Below are 14,375 nucleotides of genomic sequence, written 5' to 3'. Positions count from 1 at the left end.
CCGGTCACCGGATATTGTGCTGAACATGAATGAGTCGAACACCAGGATCAGCAAGGCGGTCATCCCCGCCGCCGGCCTCGGCACGCGCTTCCTGCCTGCCACCAAAGCCACTCCCAAGGAGATGCTGCCTGTCGTCGACAAGCCCGCGATCCAGTACGTCGTGGAGGAGGCGGTCGCCGCCGGCCTCTCCGACGTGCTCATGGTCACGGGCCGCAACAAGCGCCCGCTCGAAGACCACTTCGACCGCAACTACGAGCTGGAGGAGGCGCTGACCCGCAAGGGGGACGAGGAGCGCCTGAAGAAGGTCCAGGAGTCCAGCGACCTCGCCACCATGCACTATGTGCGCCAGGGCGACCCGCGCGGCCTCGGCCACGCCGTCCTCTGCGCCGCCCCGCACGTCGGCGACCAGCCCTTCGCCGTCCTCCTCGGCGACGACCTGATCGACCCGCGCGACCCGCTGCTCGCGCGCATGGTCGAGATCCAGGAGCGCGAGGGCGGCAGCGTCATCGCCCTCATGGAGGTCGAGCCCGAGCAGATCCATCTCTACGGCTGCGCCGCCGTCGAGGCCACCGGCGAGTCCGACGTCGTCCGGGTGACCCGGCTGGTCGAGAAGCCCTCCGCCGCCGAGGCCCCGAGCAATCTCGCCATCATCGGCCGCTACGTCCTGGACCCCGCCGTCTTCGCCATACTCCGGGAGACCGAGCCCGGCCGGGGCAATGAGATCCAGCTGACCGACGCCCTGGAGAAGCTGGCCGCCGACGAGACGATCGGCGGCCCGGTCCACGGCGTCGTCTTCAAGGGCCGCCGCTACGACACCGGCGACCGGGGCGACTATCTGCGGGCCATTGTCAGACTCGCATGCGAACGTGAGGACCTGGGACCCGAGTTCCGGGGTTGGCTCCAGACGTATGTGACCGAGGAGATGTAACGACGGTGAGCAGCGCGATCTGGTCGGTGGACGACCACCTGGAGGACATCCTCGCGACGATCCGCCCACTGGATCCGATCGAACTGCAACTGATGGACGCGCAGGGCTGCGTCCTCGTCGAGGACGTCACCGTCCCCGTCGCCCTGCCGCCCTTCGACAACAGCTCCATGGACGGGTACGCGGTCCGCGTCGCCGATGTCCAGGGGGCGAGCGAGGAGTTCCCCGCCGTCCTCACCGTCATCGGCGACGTCGCGGCCGGCGCCGGCGAGCCGCTCACCGTGGGGCCGGGCCAGGCCGCCCGCATCATGACCGGCGCGCCGCTGCCGCCCGGGGCCGAGGCCGTCGTCCCCGTCGAGTGGACCGACGGCGGCAGCGGCGGCGGAGCCGCCACCGCGATGCGCCCGGCCGGCCAGGCCCCCGAGGACGCGAGCGGCGAGGTCCGCGTCCACCGCGCCGCCGCCGAGGGCGCGCACATCCGCTCGCGCGGCAGCGATGTGAAGGCCGGGGAGCTGGCCCTCGCCCGGGGCACCGTGCTCGGCCCGCCGCAGCTCGGCCTGCTCGCCGCGATCGGCCGGGGCACGGTCCGGGTGCGGCCCCGGCCGCGCGTCGTCGTGCTCTCCACCGGCAGCGAGCTGGTGCAGCCCGGCGAGAGCCTCGGCGAGGGCCAGATCTACGACTCCAACAGCCATGCCCTGGCCGCCGCCGCGCGCGACGCGGGCGCGCTCGCCTACCGGGTCGGCGCGGTCACCGACGACGCCGACACCCTGCGCTCCACCATCGAGGACCAGCTGATTCGCGCCGATCTGCTGGTCACCACCGGCGGCGTCAGCGTCGGCGCGTACGACGTCGTCAAGGAGGCCCTCGGCTCCGTCGGCGAGGGGGAGGACGAGCCCGGCACCGGGATCGACTTCCGCACCCTGGCCATGCAGCCCGGCAAGCCCCAGGGCTTCGGCACCATCGGCCCCGACCACATCCCGCTGCTCGCCCTGCCCGGCAACCCGGTCTCCTCCTACGTCTCCTTCGAGCTGTTCGTCCGCCCCGCGATCCGCACCCTGATGGGTCTGACGGACATCCACCGCCCCCGGGTGCGCGCCGAGCTGAAGACCGACAAGGCCCTCACCTCGATCCCGGGCCGCCGGCAGTTCCTGCGCGGCGCCCACGACCCGGCGGACGGCTCCGTCGCCCCCGTGGGCGGCTCCGGCTCCCATCTGGTCGCCGCCCTCGCCCACGCCGACTGTCTGATCGTGCTCCCGGAGGAGGTCGAGTCGGCCGAGCCCGGCACGGAGGTCGAAGTGGTCCTCCTCGGCTGACGCCGCCGCCGGGAAGGTACCGTGTCTGCCCACATGGGCCCTGGCGGCCCCGATGGCCCGGACCGGGAGCGGCGACCAAGACATGAGCACCGACGGCAGGCTGACGCACATCGACGATGCGGGGGCGGCCCGCATGGTGGATGTCTCCGAGAAGGACGTCACCGCACGCACCGCCCGGGCCACCGGCCGGGTCCTGGTCTCCCCCCGGGTGGTGGAGCTGCTGCGCGGCGACGGCGTCCCCAAGGGCGACGCGCTCTCCACCGCCCGGATCGCCGGGATCATGGGGGCCAAGCGCACCCCCGAGCTGATTCCGCTCTGCCATCCGCTGGCGGTCTCCGGCGTCACGGTCGATCTCACGGTCGCCGACGACGCGGTGGAGATCGCCGCCACGGTGCGCACCACCGACCGCACGGGGGTCGAGATGGAGGCCCTCACCGCCGTCTCGGTCGCCGCGCTCACCCTCGTGGACATGGTGAAGGCGGTCGACAGGGCCGCCGTCATCACCGACGTCCGCGTCGAGGCCAAGTCGGGCGGCCGGTCCGGGGACTGGAGCCGCGCATGACCACCGCCCGCCGCGCGCTGGTGATCACCGCATCCAACCGGGCCTCCGCCGGGGTCTACGAGGACCGGGGCGGCCCGCTCGTCGCCCAGGGCCTGACCGCCCTCGGCCTCACCGTCGACGGGCCGCGCGTCGTCCCCGACGGGGACCCCGTCGAACAGGCCCTGCGTACGGGCGTGAGCGCCGGCTACGACCTGATCGTCACCACCGGTGGCACCGGCCTCTCCCCCACCGACCGCACCCCCGAGGCGACCCGCGCCGTACTGGACCGCGAGATCCCCGGCATCCCCGAGGCGATCCGCGCCCACGGCCTGGCCAAGGTCCCGGCCGCCGCCCTCTCCCGGGGCCTGGCCGGAATCGCCGGCCACACCCTGATCGTCAATCTCCCCGGCTCCACCGGCGGGGTACGGGACGGCCTGGCCGTGCTCGAACCGCTGCTGCTGCACGCGATCGACCAGATCCACGGCGGCGACCATGCCGATCCCGGCGGCCCCGGCGATCCCGGCGGCCACGCGGAGCAGGGCGGCCGTCCGCCACGAGCCGCCGGGAGCCCGAGCTGAACGCGCCCTGGCCGGTGGTGCTGACGGACGGCGAGATCGTCCTCCGTCCGATAAAGCTGCGCGACCAGCGCGCCTGGCGCGAGGTCAACCGCCGCAACCGCGACTGGCTGCGCCCCTGGGAGGCGACGGTCCCGCCGCCCGTCCCGGGCGTCCCGGCCTCGCGCCGGCCCACCTACCGCCAGATGGTCCGCCATCTGCGCGCCGAGGCCAACGCGGGCCGGATGCTGCCCTTCGTCATCGAGTACCGGGGACGGCTGGTGGGCCAGTTGACCGTGGCCGGCATCACCTGGGGCTCCATGTGCTCGGGCCATGTCGGCTACTGGGTCGACCGCGAGGTCGCGGGCCGCGGCGTGATGCCCACGGCCGTCGCGCTCGCCGTCGACCACTGCTTCCACTCGGTCGGGCTGCACCGGATGGAGGTCTGCATCCGTCCGGAGAACGGGCCCAGCCGCCGGGTGGTCGAGAAACTCGGCTTCCGCGAGGAGGGGCTGCGCCCCCGGTATCTGCACATCGACGGCGCATGGAGGGACCATCTGGTCTTCGCGCTGACCGCCGAGGAGGTCCCCGACGGGCTGCTCCGCCGCTGGCAGCGGGTGGGCCCCCGGGCCACGCACCCCGACCGAGAGTGATCCTGACCATACTCTGATCGGAACAATCAGAAAAAAAGTCAGTGATATTAGCGGGATCGCGCGACACACCGGGCCAATTGGCGGATCCTGCCGCCGGAATCCCTCTACGGTGTGACCGTGAGCAGCAGCGGCCTCATCTACGCAGTCATCGTCGGGGCCTGGGCCGCCTACCTGGTGCCGATGTGGCTCCGCAGGCAGGACGAGTTGAACGAGGCTCGTCCGACAGAGCGCTTCTCCACCGCCATCCGGCTGTTGTCCGGACGCGGGGCGATGGAGCGCCGGTACGCCAAGGAGCTGCGGGAGCGCGCCGGGGAGCAGCCCGGTCCCGACGCCGACCCGGACGCCGCCACGGACCGGCTGAGTACCGTGGACGTCCGGGGCTTCGCCGCGCCCCGGACCGATGTCCGGCCGGCCGCCCAGGCCCCGCCGGCCCAGCCCCAGCTTCAGGCCCCGGCCCCGCAGGCCAGGGCTCCCCGGGGCCGCCGACCCGCCCCCGGCGACGGCGCGGCCACCGAGCGGGCCCGGCGCGGCAAGGTGCTGGCCCGCCGTCGGCGTACGACCATCCTGCTCTTCCTGGCCTTCACCCTCGGCTCGGTCGTGGCGGCCGTCGGCGGCCTCGGCCTCCTCTGGGCCCCCGCGCTCCCCGCCGTCCTGCTGAGCGTGTACATCGTGCATCTGCGCGGCCAGGAGCGCCGGCGCTTCGTGGTGGTCATGGACCGCCGCCGCGCCGAGCAGGCGGCCCAGCGGCTCCGGGAGAACCGCCCGCGCCGCCACCAGGCCCCGCCCGCCGGTCCCGCCGACCCCTCGGCCGCCGCCGAGCCCGAGGCGGGCCCCGAGCCCGCGCCGGCCAAGCTCTCCCCGCAGGCGGCGGACCGCCGGGCGCTGGTCGAGCAGACCGACCACGCCGAGTGGGTCGACCAGCAGCGCGACCGCGGCCCGGCCACGGGCGACAGCTGGGAGCCGGTCCCGGTCCCGCTCCCGACCTATGTCACCGCCCCGGTCGCCCCCCGCGCCACCGGCGGCGTCGACATGAACGACCCGGAGACCTGGAGCTCGGCCCGCTCCTCCACGGCCGACCCCACCACCGCCCACCCCGACCCCGTCGCCGACCCGCCCGCCCACCCCCGCCGCACCACCCCCCAGCCCCGCCGCACCGCCCGCGACCGGGGCCGCACCCCCCTCTTCGACCAGTACGCCGACGGCGACGACCGCCCCCGCGCCGCCAACGAGTGACCTCCCGCCCGGCCGCCGGGGACGGGTCGTGACCAGCGGGGGAGCGGATTTCCAACCACCCCGGGGAGGGTGCTAGAGTTTCACTCGTTGCAAGGGCCTGTGGCGCAGTCTGGTAGCGCACCTCGTTCGCATCGAGGGGGTCTGGGGTTCAAATCCCCACAGGTCCACAACGCAACGGTTCCAGGGTTCGCCCCGGAATCGCCGACGGAATCCCGTCCGATCGTCAAGATCGGGCGGGATTCCGTCGTTTCAGGATCCGGAGCGCACCACGGCCGGGCCCGGAGGGGCCCGGCGGGCGCGGGTCAGATCAGGGGCTTGACGAAGCAGCGGCTGCTCTCGTGCTCGCGGTAGTGGCCGAACTTCTTCGGGGCGGGGAGGTAACCGGTGGAGGTGTAGAGGGCTATCGCCTCCGGCTGCTGGTCACCGGTCTCCAGCACCATGCGGCTGCGGCCGGCCGCGCGGGCGTCCTGTTCGAGGGCGGTGAGGATGCGGCGGGCGAGGCCGAGGCCGCGGGCCTCGGGGATGACGTACATGCGCTTCAGCTCGGCGTCGCCGTCGGAGTAGCCCTCTTCGTTCTCGTCCAGGGCGCGCCAGCCGCCGGTCGCCACCGGGTGGTCCTCGTCGTCGTAGGCGATGAGATACAGCCCACTGGGGGGAGCGAACATCGACGGGCTCAGGGGGGTCTCGTCGCCCTCCCCGTCCCCGTACCGCTCGATGTATTCGAGCAGTACCTGGTCGCTGAGCTTGACGGCGTCGGGGTGGTCGAACGGGGTGGGTCGTACATCCATGCGGTCGATCGTACGGGTACCGGAAATGTGGGCCTTCGCGTCGGTCCTGGGTATCGTGCCGGGATGCTCACCGTGACTTCAGTGAATGTGAATGGTCTCCGCGCCGCCGCGAAGAAGGGCTTCGTGGAGTGGCTCGCGGGGACGGCCGCCGAGGTCGTCTGCCTCCAGGAGGTGCGGGCCGAGCCGGAGCAGCTTCCGGAGGGCGTGCGGCGGCCCGAGGGGTGGTTCACGGCGCACGCTCCGGCGGCGGCGAAGGGGCGGGCGGGCGTCTCGCTGTACACCCGGCGGGAGCCGGACGAGGTGCGGATCGGGTTCGGCTCGGCCGAGTTCGACGGGAGCGGGCGGTACATCGAGGCCGATCTGCCCGGTGTCACCGTCGCCAGCCTCTATCTGCCCTCCGGGGAGGTGGGCACCGAGCGCCAGGACGAGAAGTACCGCTTCATGGACGAGTTCCTGCCGTATCTGCGCGAGCTGCGGGAGCGCTCGGCGGCGGCCGGCCGGGAGGTCGTCGTCTGCGGCGACTGGAACATCGCCCACCACGAGGCGGACCTGAAGAACTGGCGCGCCAACAAGAAGAACGCGGGCTTCCTGCCGGAGGAGCGCGCGTGGCTCTCGCGCGTGCTCGAAGAGGCGGAGTACGTGGACGTGGTGCGGGCGCTCCACCCGGACCAGGAGGGTCCGTACAGCTGGTGGTCCTACCGGGGCCGGGCCTTCGACAATGACTCGGGCTGGCGGATCGACTACCAGATGGCCTCGCCGGGGCTGGCCGCGCGCGTGATCAAGGCATCGGTCGAGCGGGCGGCGACGCACGAGGAGCGGTGGAGCGACCACGCGCCCGTGACGGTGGTCTACGGCCCCTGAGGGCCTGAGCGCCGCGCCTACCGGAGGATGATGTCGCGGCCCGGGCCGCCTTCGAGGGTGTCCTTCCCGGGGCCGCCGTCGAGCAGGTCGTCGCCGCCCTCGCCGTGCAGGGTGTCGTCGCCGGTGCCGCCGAGGATGATGTCGCGGCCGTCGCCGCCCATGGCGTGGTCGTCGCCGGGCCCGGCGTGGATGACGTCCGCGCCGCCGTACGCCTCGATCATGTCGTGGCCCCGGCCGCCCCACAGCCGCTGGCCGCTGTCGTCGCCCATCAGATGGTCCATGCCGTCGCCGCCGTCCAGGACCGAGTGGCCCATGACCATGTCGTCCCCGGCGTCGCCCCGCACGGTGTGCGCGCTGTGGGCGTGCAGGGTGTCGTTCCCGGGGCCGCCCCGGACGGTGGAGACCGCGGGGTCGCTGGTGACGATCGTGTCGTCGCCCTCGCCGAGGAGGACGTCGATCCGGTCCGGCCGGGCGGCGCCGGTGGGCAGTTCGCAGACGACGAAGGTCTGATCGCCGGGTTCGAGGTACGAACAGTGCTCACCGGGGGCGAGCGGGACCGCGTCGCGGAAGCCGATCCGCCGGATGCCGGAGCCGGTGTCCATGGGGATGACATGGAGGTCGTTGACCTGGCCCGAGGTGTCGGTGAAGAGGATCGACTGGGTCGCCCAGTCGGCGTTGACGCGGGACTTCGCGGCGGGGGCCGCTGCGGCGGCCGGGGCGGCGGTGAGGCCGGCGGCGAGACCGGTGGCGAGCAGGGTCACGGCGACCGCGCGGGCGGTCGCTTCGTGTCGGTTCATGGGACCTCGTCTCGATGTGGGGTGATCGATGGGTCGACCTGGCACTAAGTGCGGATATGGGCATGGGCATGCCAAGCGCCGGTCTCGGGAGCGTACCCCGCTTGGTCTAGACCAAACCGCTGTTGCGGGTGCGCATCCGCGAGGCCGCTGGGGCCGGGTGGGGGGTCGGACGGGGCCGGGCGGGGTCAGCCGGGACCGTTCGGCCGGAGTCTGCGGTCCAGCGCCATCGACAGCTCCGCCTCCACCACGCTCTTCGCCAGCGGCCGGAGCCGGCCGGCCGCGCCCGCCTCCGGCGCGTGCGCGCCGAGGACCTCGGTGAACAGCTCGGCCAGCGCGTCGGCGTGGACGCGCACCCGGCGGGCCGCCTCCAGTACGGCCGAGAGCGGCACCCCCTCGCGGACCAGCGCGGCGGAGACGTCCAGCAGCCGGCGGCTGATGTGCACGATCTCGTCGCCGTCCGGGGCGAGATACCCCAGCTCCAGCGCGGTCGCCAGATTCTCCGGGGTGGCCTCGCCCGCGAAGCGGTCGGCCAGCTCCTCGGGGGTGAGCCGGACCGGGACCTCCTCCGTCGGCCCGCCGGGGCGGAGGCCCAGCATCTCGGCGGCGTCCCGGCCGCTCTCGAACACGGTCGCCAGATCGGCGATGCCGTTCAGGGTGTGCCCGCGCTCCAGCAGGGCGGAGATCGTGCGCAGCCGGGCCAGATGGTGATCGTCGTACCAGGCGATCCGGCCCTCGCGCCGGGGCGGCGGAAGCAGTCCGCGCTCACGGTAGAAGCGCAGGGTGCGCACCGTGATGCCGGCCTTGTCGGCCAGCTCCTCCATGCGGTACTCGCGTCCCTCTGCCACGGGCGAAGCCTATGTTGTACCGCCAGTAACTTGGCGTGTCCTGGCCCTACCGCACGGTAGCCCGCTGCTCTACGCTCCCAACTGTGCCAGTGATCGCTGGCAGGGTTGTGGCTTTCGGTGGGAGGCGGCATGAGCCGGCGGGAACAGGAGCACCAACAGCATGTGAGGGTCGCGGTCGTCGGATCCGGCTTCGGCGGTCTCGGGGCCGCCGTCCGGCTCCGCCGCGAGGGGATCACCGACTTCGTCGTCCTGGAGCGGGCCGGCTCCGTCGGCGGCACCTGGCGCGACAACAGCTACCCGGGGTGCGCCTGCGACGTGCCCTCGCACCTCTACTCGTTCTCCTTCGCCCCCAACCCCGACTGGCCCCGCACCTTCTCCGGACAGCGGCACATCCGCGCCTATCTGGAGCATGTCACCGATGTCTTCGGGCTCCGCCCGCATCTGCGGCTGGGCCACGACGTACGGAAGATGACCTGGGACAAGGACCAGCTGCGCTGGACGATCGAGACCAGCGGGGGCGACTACACGGCCGATGTGGTGGTCTCCGCCACCGGCCCGCTCTCCGACCCGAAGATCCCCGAGATCCCCGGCCTCGACTCCTTCCCCGGCGAGGTCTTCCACACCGCCCGCTGGGAAAGCGGCCGTGAGCTGCGCGGCAAGCGCGTCGCGATGATCGGCACCGGGGCGTCCGCGATCCAGATCGTGCCCAGGATCCAGCCGGAGGCGGCGCGGCTGACGCTGTTCCAGCGGACCCCGCCGTGGGTGCTGTCCAAGATGGACCGGCGGATCACCGGGGCCGAGCGCTGGCTGCACCGCCGGCTGCCGTTCACCACCTCGGTACGGCGCGGAGCGCTCTGGGCGCTGCGCGAGCTCCAGGTCTCCGCCTTCACCAGGTCGCCCGGCCGGCTCGCCCCGGTGGAGGCCATGGCCCGCGCGAATCTCGCCAAGTCGGTGAAGGACCCGGCGCTGCGGGCCGCGCTGACCCCCTCGTACCGCATCGGCTGCAAGCGGATCCTGCTCTCCAGCGACTACTACCCGGCCGTCGCCCGGCCCAATGTGGACGTGGTGACGTCCGGGCTCGCCGAGGTCAGGGGCTCGACGCTGATCGCCGCCGACGGCACCGAGACCGAGGCGGACGTGATCGTCTTCGGCACCGGGTTCCGGGTCACCGATCTGCCCATCGCCGAACGCGTCGTCGGCGCGGACGGGATCACCCTCGCGGAGTCCTGGAAGGACGGCATGCGCTCGCTGCGCGGCGCGACCGCCGCCGGGTTCCCCAACTGGATGACGATCATCGGCCCCAACACCGGCCTGGGGAACTCCTCGATGATCCTCATGATCGAGTCCCAGCTGAACTATCTGGCCGACTATCTGCGCCAGCTGAACACCCTCGGCGGACGCACCGCGCTCGCCGCCCGCCCGGCCGCCGTCGAGGCGTGGAACCGGGGGATCCAGGAGCGGATGCGGCGGACCGTCTGGAACACCGGGGGCTGCGCCAGCTGGTACCTCGACGCGAGCGGCCGCAACACCACGCTCTGGCCGGGGACGACCGCCGAGTTCCGCCGGGTCACCCGGCGGGTCGACCTCGCGGAGTACGAGGTGCTGCGCGCGCCGGCGGCAGTGACAGCGACCTCGGTGGAGGAGGCCGTATGAGGCGGCAGCGGCTCGACGGACAGGTCGCGGTGATCACCGGCGCGGCCAGGGGGGTCGGCGAACTCCTCGCCCGCAAGCTCTCCGCGCGTGGGGCCCGGGTGGCGCTGGTGGGCCTGGAGCCCGAGGAGCTGAAGCGGGTCGGCGGCCGGCTCTACACCGAGAACGACTGGTGGCAGGCGGATGTGACCGATCACGAGGCGATGGCCCGGGTGGCCTCCGAGGTCAAGGCGCGCTTCGGCAAGGCCGACATCGTCGTCGCCAACGCCGGGGTGGCCTCCGGCGGCCCCTTCGCCGACTCCGACCCGGCCTCCTGGCGGCGGGTGATCGAGGTCAATCTGATCGGGAGCGCGATCACCGGACGGGCCTTTCTGCCGGTGCTGACCGAGAGCCGGGGGTACTTCCTCCAGATCGCCTCGCTGGCGGCGATCGTCCCCGCGCCGCTGATGAGCGCGTACTGCGCCTCCAAGTCCGGGGTCGAGGCCTTCGCCCACGGCCTGCGCGCCGAGGTCGCCCACCGGGGCGTACGGGTCGGGGTGGCGTATCTGTCCTGGACGGACACCGACATGGTGCGCGGGGCCGACCGGGACGAGGTGATGCGCGAGACACGCGCACGGCTGCCCTGGCCCGCGAACCGCACCTATCCGGCGGGCCCCGCCGTCGACCGGATCGTGGCGGGGATCGAGCGCCGCTCCGCGCATGTCTACGGGCAGCGCTGGCTGCGCTCCACCCAGGCGGTACGGGGGCTGCTGCCGCCGCTGGTCGCGGCGGCGGGCCGACGCGAGATGGCCCGCCTCGGGCCCCGGGTCGCGGACGTCTCCCAGCGCCTCGTCGGCCCGGGCGGCGCGGCGGACGAGGCGGCGCGCGAGCCCGGGTGACCCCTGGGCCGTGTCTTCAGCGGGGCGGGAGGACGGGCCGCCGGCGGTCCGGCACGGCGTCGTAACCCGGCGGGCTCGCCGCCGGGTGCTCGGCGAGCATCTCCAGCGCGAGGCGGACCGCGTCGTCCAGGCCCGCGTGGCGGCCCTCCGCCCAGTCCAGCGGGGTTCGCAGCGCGGGCAGATCCGGTTCGACGCCGTGGTTCTCGACCGACCAGCCGTAGGCGTCGAACCAGGCCGCGTTCATTGGCACGGTGATCACCGTGCCGTCGCCCAGCTGGTGCCGTCCCGTCATCCCCACCACCCCGCCCCAGGTCCGGCAGCCCACCACGGGCCCGAGGCCCAGCAGCTTGAACGCCGCCGTGATCATGTCGCCGTCCGAGGAGGTCGCCTCGTCCGCCAGGGCGACGACCGGCCCGCGCGGCGCGTTGGAGGCGTACGAGACCGGCTGGGCGTCCCGGGTCAGATCCCAGCCGAGGATCCTCCGGCTCAGCTTCTCCACCACCAGCTCGCTGATGTGGCCGCCCGCGTTCCCCCGTACGTCCACGATCAGCGCCGGACGGGAGACCTCCAGCCGCAGATCGCGGTTGAACTGCGCCCAGCCGGAGCCGCCCAGGTCCGGGATGTGGAGATAGCCGCAGGCCCCGCCGCTCAGCCTGCGGACCACCGCACGGCGTTTCGCCACCCAGTCCTGGTACCGCAGCGGGCGCTCGTCCACCAGCGGGACCACCGCGACCCGGCGGGAGCCGGGGCCGCCCTCGGCGGGCCGGAAGGTCAGCTCGACCGTGGTGCCGCCGGCCGCCGACAGCATCGGGAAGGGGCCCGCGACCGGGTCCACCGGGCGGCCGTCCACATGGGTGATCGCCGCGCCCTCGCGGATCCCGGCCCCGGCCAGCGGGGAGCGCGCCTTGGAGTCGGAGGACTCGCCGGGAAGGATCCTCTTCACCAGCCAGTTCCCGTCCCGGCAGATCAGATTGGCGCCCAGCAGCCCCATCGGCCGCTGGTAGTGCGGCGGCCCCTCGTTGCGGCGCGCCGGGGAGACATAGGCGTGCGAGGTGCCCAGTTCGCCCAGCACCTCGCGGAGCAGATCCGCGAACTCGTCCGGCGAGGCCACCCGCTCCACCAGCGGCCGGTACTGGTCGAGCACCGCGTCCCAGTCGACGCCGCTCAGCCCCGGGTCCCAGAAGTAGGCCCGGATCAGCCGGCCCGCCTCGGCGTACGCCTGACGCCACTCGGACGCCGGGTCCACCTCGTGCAGGATCCGCCGCAGGTCCAGCAGCACCGTCGAGTCCCCGTCGGCGGGCTCGGTCGCCGGGACCGCGCTCAGCTCGTCCTCGTCGACCACCACCAGCCGGGTGCCGTCCCCGCTCACCGCGAACCAGTCCAGATCGCCGACGAGTTCGGTGCGCCGCGCCTTGGAGATGTCGAAGTGCTCCAGGGTGGGACGCCCGGACATGTCCGCCGGATTGGCGAAGGTCTCCCCGAGCGCGCCGGAGATCGGCCAGCGCAGCCAGACCAGCCCGCCGCCGCTCACCGGGCACATCGCCGAATACTTGGACGCCGCCACCGGGAACGGCGTCACCCGGCTCTCCAGCCCCTCCGTCTCGACCACCAGCGGCGGGGCCGCGCCCTCGGCCTGCGGGGCGTCGGACTCCTCCAGCGGATCGAGTCCGCCCGCCGCCGGCCGCCCGTCCGGCGAGAGCGCGAAGGGCGAGGGGGTCGCCGAGGACAGGGGGACGAGATAGGGGCGGCAGCCCAGCGGGAAGGACAGGTCCCCGGTGTGGACGTCGTACACCGGGTCGAAGCCCCGCCAGGAGAGGAAGGCGAGATAGCGGCCGTCGCCGGTGAAGACCGGATTCTCGTCCTCGAAGCGGCCGTCGGTGAGGTCGACGACGGTCCGGTCCGCGATCCGGGCCAGTCTGATCTGCCGCAGCGACCGGCCGACGCCGGGCTGGGACCAGGCCAGCCAGGAGCCGTCGGGGGAGAAGGCCAGATCGCGCACCGGGCCGTTGTCGGACCGGGCCAGCTCGACCGGACCGCCGCCGCCCGCCGCCCCCGTGTCTTTGAGAGCGTCCGTATCGGCTTCCCCGGGCTCCGCCTCCCGCGCGTCCAGCAGCAGCAGCCGCCCGTCGTGCGAGGCGATCGCCAGGACCTCGCCCGCCGGGTCCGACACCATCTCCTGCACCCGGCCCAGCTCTCCGGACGCGGGGCGTCTCGGCTCCCGGTCGCCGCTGGCCCGGGGCAGATAGGCGATCTCGACCGCGTCCTCGCCCTCCGCGTCCGTCACATACGCCACCTGCCCGCCCGCGCCGAGCATCACCGGCAGCCGCACCCGTACCCCCGGGGTGTCCGCGATGGTGCGCGCCGGGCCGTCGCGGTGGGTGAGCCAGTACAGACTGCCCCGCACGGAGACGGCGCTCGCCCGGCCGGTGGTGTCCACCGAGACCGCGTCCACATGGCTGGCGGCCGGCACCTGATGGACCCGTCTGCCGGTGCGCGGCCCGCCGAGCCGCACGTCCAGCCTGCGCGGGACCGAGGCGGGATCGGTCAGCTCCCCGGCGATCCACAGCTCGCCCGCGCACTGGTAGACGACTCGCCGGCCGTCGGTGGAGGCATGACGGGCGTAAAAAGCGTCATGGTCGGTATGACGCCTCAGCCCGGAACCGTCCGGCAGGCACGAGTAGAGATTCCCGATGCCCTCGTGGTCGGAGAGGAAGGCGATCCGGCCGCCGACGAACATCGGGCACTCCAGGTGCCCGTCCAGCTCGGCCAGCAGCCGCCGGCCGTGCAGCCAGAGCCGCCCGGTCGCCCCGCCCCGGTACCGCTTCCAGAAGGCGGGCTCGTGCGGCGGCTTCCCGGTGAGCAGCAGGGTGCGCCGCTCGCCGCCGGGGTCGTCGGCGACGGCGATGTCCGAGACGGGACCCCAGGGGAGCTGTCCGCCGGGGGAGCCGTCGGTGGGGACGCTGTAGGCCCAGGAGAAGTACGAGAAGGGCTGGCCGTGCGAGGAGACGGCGAGCACATGGCCGTCGGGGGCCCAGCCGCAGACCCGGGTGTCGGCCGACCCCCAGTAGCTGAGCCGCCGGGCGGGGCCGCCCGCCACCGGGACGAGATGGATCTCCGGGTCGAGGCTGCGCCAGCTCGTGTACGCGATGCTCTCGCCGTCCGGCGAGAAGCGGGGGTGTCCGACCCGGGTCCGGTCGACGGTGAGCCGCCAGGCCCGGTCCGGCCGGCGGCCCGCGGGGACCAGCGGCGCGACCCAGAGATCGTCCTCGGCGGCGAAGCACAGCAGATCGCCGTGGAGATGCGGGAAGCGGAGATACGCCACGTCGTCGCTCACCCC

13 protein-coding genes and 1 tRNA gene are annotated in these 14,375 nt (G+C 73.5%); 10 read left to right on the top strand and 4 right to left on the bottom strand.

The window, feature by feature from the left end:
- Nucleotides 1-25: 25 nt before the first annotated feature.
- From galU to ABD371_RS00865, 7 genes are all read left to right on the top strand, one after another.
- Nucleotides 26-928: a UTP--glucose-1-phosphate uridylyltransferase GalU gene (galU, locus tag ABD371_RS00895; protein WP_344471520.1), complete on the top strand. Its 903-nt coding sequence runs from the start codon at nucleotides 26-28 to the stop codon at nucleotides 926-928.
- A 5-nt stretch (nucleotides 929-933) separates the two neighbouring features.
- Nucleotides 934-2,238 carry a molybdotransferase-like divisome protein Glp gene (gene glp / locus ABD371_RS00890; RefSeq protein WP_344471518.1) on the top strand — a complete coding sequence of 435 codons (1,305 nt, stop codon included), beginning with the start codon at nucleotides 934-936 and terminating at the stop codon, nucleotides 2,236-2,238.
- Nucleotides 2,239-2,320: 82 nt separating this feature from the next.
- A complete protein-coding gene (moaC, locus tag ABD371_RS00885) occupies nucleotides 2,321-2,800 on the top strand; it encodes a cyclic pyranopterin monophosphate synthase MoaC (RefSeq protein WP_344471516.1) in 480 nt (159 codons plus the stop codon).
- On the top strand, nucleotides 2,797-3,357 hold the full coding sequence (locus ABD371_RS00880; RefSeq protein WP_344471514.1) for a MogA/MoaB family molybdenum cofactor biosynthesis protein: 561 nt from the start codon (nucleotides 2,797-2,799) through the stop codon (nucleotides 3,355-3,357). The genes moaC and ABD371_RS00880 overlap by 4 nt, the downstream gene beginning before the upstream one ends.
- A gap of 14 nt (nucleotides 3,358-3,371) precedes the next feature.
- Entirely contained in the window at nucleotides 3,372-3,986 is a 615-nt protein-coding gene (locus ABD371_RS00875; protein ID WP_344471512.1) for a GNAT family N-acetyltransferase, read from the top strand.
- A gap of 117 nt (nucleotides 3,987-4,103) precedes the next feature.
- Nucleotides 4,104-5,219, top strand: coding sequence for a divisome protein SepX/GlpR (gene sepX, locus ABD371_RS00870; RefSeq protein WP_344471510.1), 1,116 nt, complete (start codon nucleotides 4,104-4,106; stop codon nucleotides 5,217-5,219).
- Nucleotides 5,220-5,312: 93 nt separating this feature from the next.
- Nucleotides 5,313-5,386, top strand: a tRNA-Ala gene (locus ABD371_RS00865).
- Nucleotides 5,387-5,521: 135 nt separating this feature from the next.
- Here the strand turns inward: ABD371_RS00865 and ABD371_RS00860 are convergent.
- On the bottom strand, nucleotides 5,522-6,007 hold the full coding sequence (locus tag ABD371_RS00860; protein ID WP_344471508.1) for a GNAT family N-acetyltransferase: 486 nt from the start codon (nucleotides 6,005-6,007) through the stop codon (nucleotides 5,522-5,524).
- 63 nt (nucleotides 6,008-6,070) lie between these two features.
- Between ABD371_RS00860 and ABD371_RS00855 the strand changes: the two genes are divergently transcribed.
- A complete protein-coding gene (locus ABD371_RS00855) occupies nucleotides 6,071-6,868 on the top strand; it encodes an exodeoxyribonuclease III (protein ID WP_344471504.1) in 798 nt (265 codons plus the stop codon).
- Between the two features lie 17 nt (nucleotides 6,869-6,885).
- On the opposite strand, the gene ABD371_RS00850 is transcribed toward ABD371_RS00855, so the two are convergent.
- Entirely contained in the window at nucleotides 6,886-7,665 is a 780-nt protein-coding gene (locus ABD371_RS00850; protein ID WP_344471502.1) for a calcium-binding protein, read from the bottom strand.
- Between the two features lie 185 nt (nucleotides 7,666-7,850).
- Nucleotides 7,851-8,486 carry a MerR family transcriptional regulator gene (locus tag ABD371_RS00845; protein ID WP_381735323.1) on the bottom strand — a complete coding sequence of 212 codons (636 nt, stop codon included), beginning with the start codon at nucleotides 8,484-8,486 and terminating at the stop codon, nucleotides 7,851-7,853.
- Nucleotides 8,487-8,639: 153 nt separating this feature from the next.
- Here ABD371_RS00845 and ABD371_RS00840 point away from each other — a divergent pair, with 153 nt between their 5' ends.
- Together ABD371_RS00840 and ABD371_RS00835 are read left to right on the top strand one after the other, a co-directional pair.
- Complete coding sequence (locus ABD371_RS00840; protein WP_344471498.1) at nucleotides 8,640-10,163, top strand: flavin-containing monooxygenase; 1,524 nt, start codon at nucleotides 8,640-8,642, stop codon at nucleotides 10,161-10,163.
- Nucleotides 10,160-11,038 carry an SDR family oxidoreductase gene (locus ABD371_RS00835; protein ID WP_344471496.1) on the top strand — a complete coding sequence of 293 codons (879 nt, stop codon included), beginning with the start codon at nucleotides 10,160-10,162 and terminating at the stop codon, nucleotides 11,036-11,038. Before ABD371_RS00840 ends, ABD371_RS00835 begins: the two co-directional genes overlap by 4 nt.
- A gap of 16 nt (nucleotides 11,039-11,054) precedes the next feature.
- Here the strand turns inward: ABD371_RS00835 and ABD371_RS00830 are convergent, their stop codons facing one another.
- Complete coding sequence (locus ABD371_RS00830; protein WP_344471494.1) at nucleotides 11,055-14,372, bottom strand: S41 family peptidase; 3,318 nt, start codon at nucleotides 14,370-14,372, stop codon at nucleotides 11,055-11,057.
- Between the last annotated feature and the right edge of the window lie 3 nt (nucleotides 14,373-14,375).

Source organism: Streptomyces amakusaensis (assembly GCF_039532665.1).
GTDB lineage: Bacteria > Actinomycetota > Actinomycetes > Streptomycetales > Streptomycetaceae > Streptomyces > Streptomyces amakusaensis.
The sequence above is the reverse complement of the archived record's forward strand: the minus strand, read 5'-3'. Positions and strand labels throughout refer to the sequence as shown.

Coding starts and splice junctions, on each gene's coding strand:
- ABD371_RS00840 (WP_344471498.1), top strand. CDS start 8,640: ATGAGCCGGCGGGAACAGGAGCACCAACAGCATGTGAGGGTCGCGGTC.
- ABD371_RS00850 (WP_344471502.1), bottom strand. CDS start 7,665: ATGAACCGACACGAAGCGACCGCCCGCGCGGTCGCCGTGACCCTGCTC.
- ABD371_RS00845 (WP_381735323.1), bottom strand. CDS start 8,486: ATGGAGGAGCTGGCCGACAAGGCCGGCATCACGGTGCGCACCCTGCGC.
- moaC (WP_344471516.1), top strand. CDS start 2,321: ATGAGCACCGACGGCAGGCTGACGCACATCGACGATGCGGGGGCGGCC.
- galU (WP_344471520.1), top strand. CDS start 26: ATGAATGAGTCGAACACCAGGATCAGCAAGGCGGTCATCCCCGCCGCC.
- ABD371_RS00855 (WP_344471504.1), top strand. CDS start 6,071: ATGCTCACCGTGACTTCAGTGAATGTGAATGGTCTCCGCGCCGCCGCG.
- ABD371_RS00880 (WP_344471514.1), top strand. CDS start 2,797: ATGACCACCGCCCGCCGCGCGCTGGTGATCACCGCATCCAACCGGGCC.
- ABD371_RS00835 (WP_344471496.1), top strand. CDS start 10,160: ATGAGGCGGCAGCGGCTCGACGGACAGGTCGCGGTGATCACCGGCGCG.
- ABD371_RS00860 (WP_344471508.1), bottom strand. CDS start 6,007: ATGGATGTACGACCCACCCCGTTCGACCACCCCGACGCCGTCAAGCTC.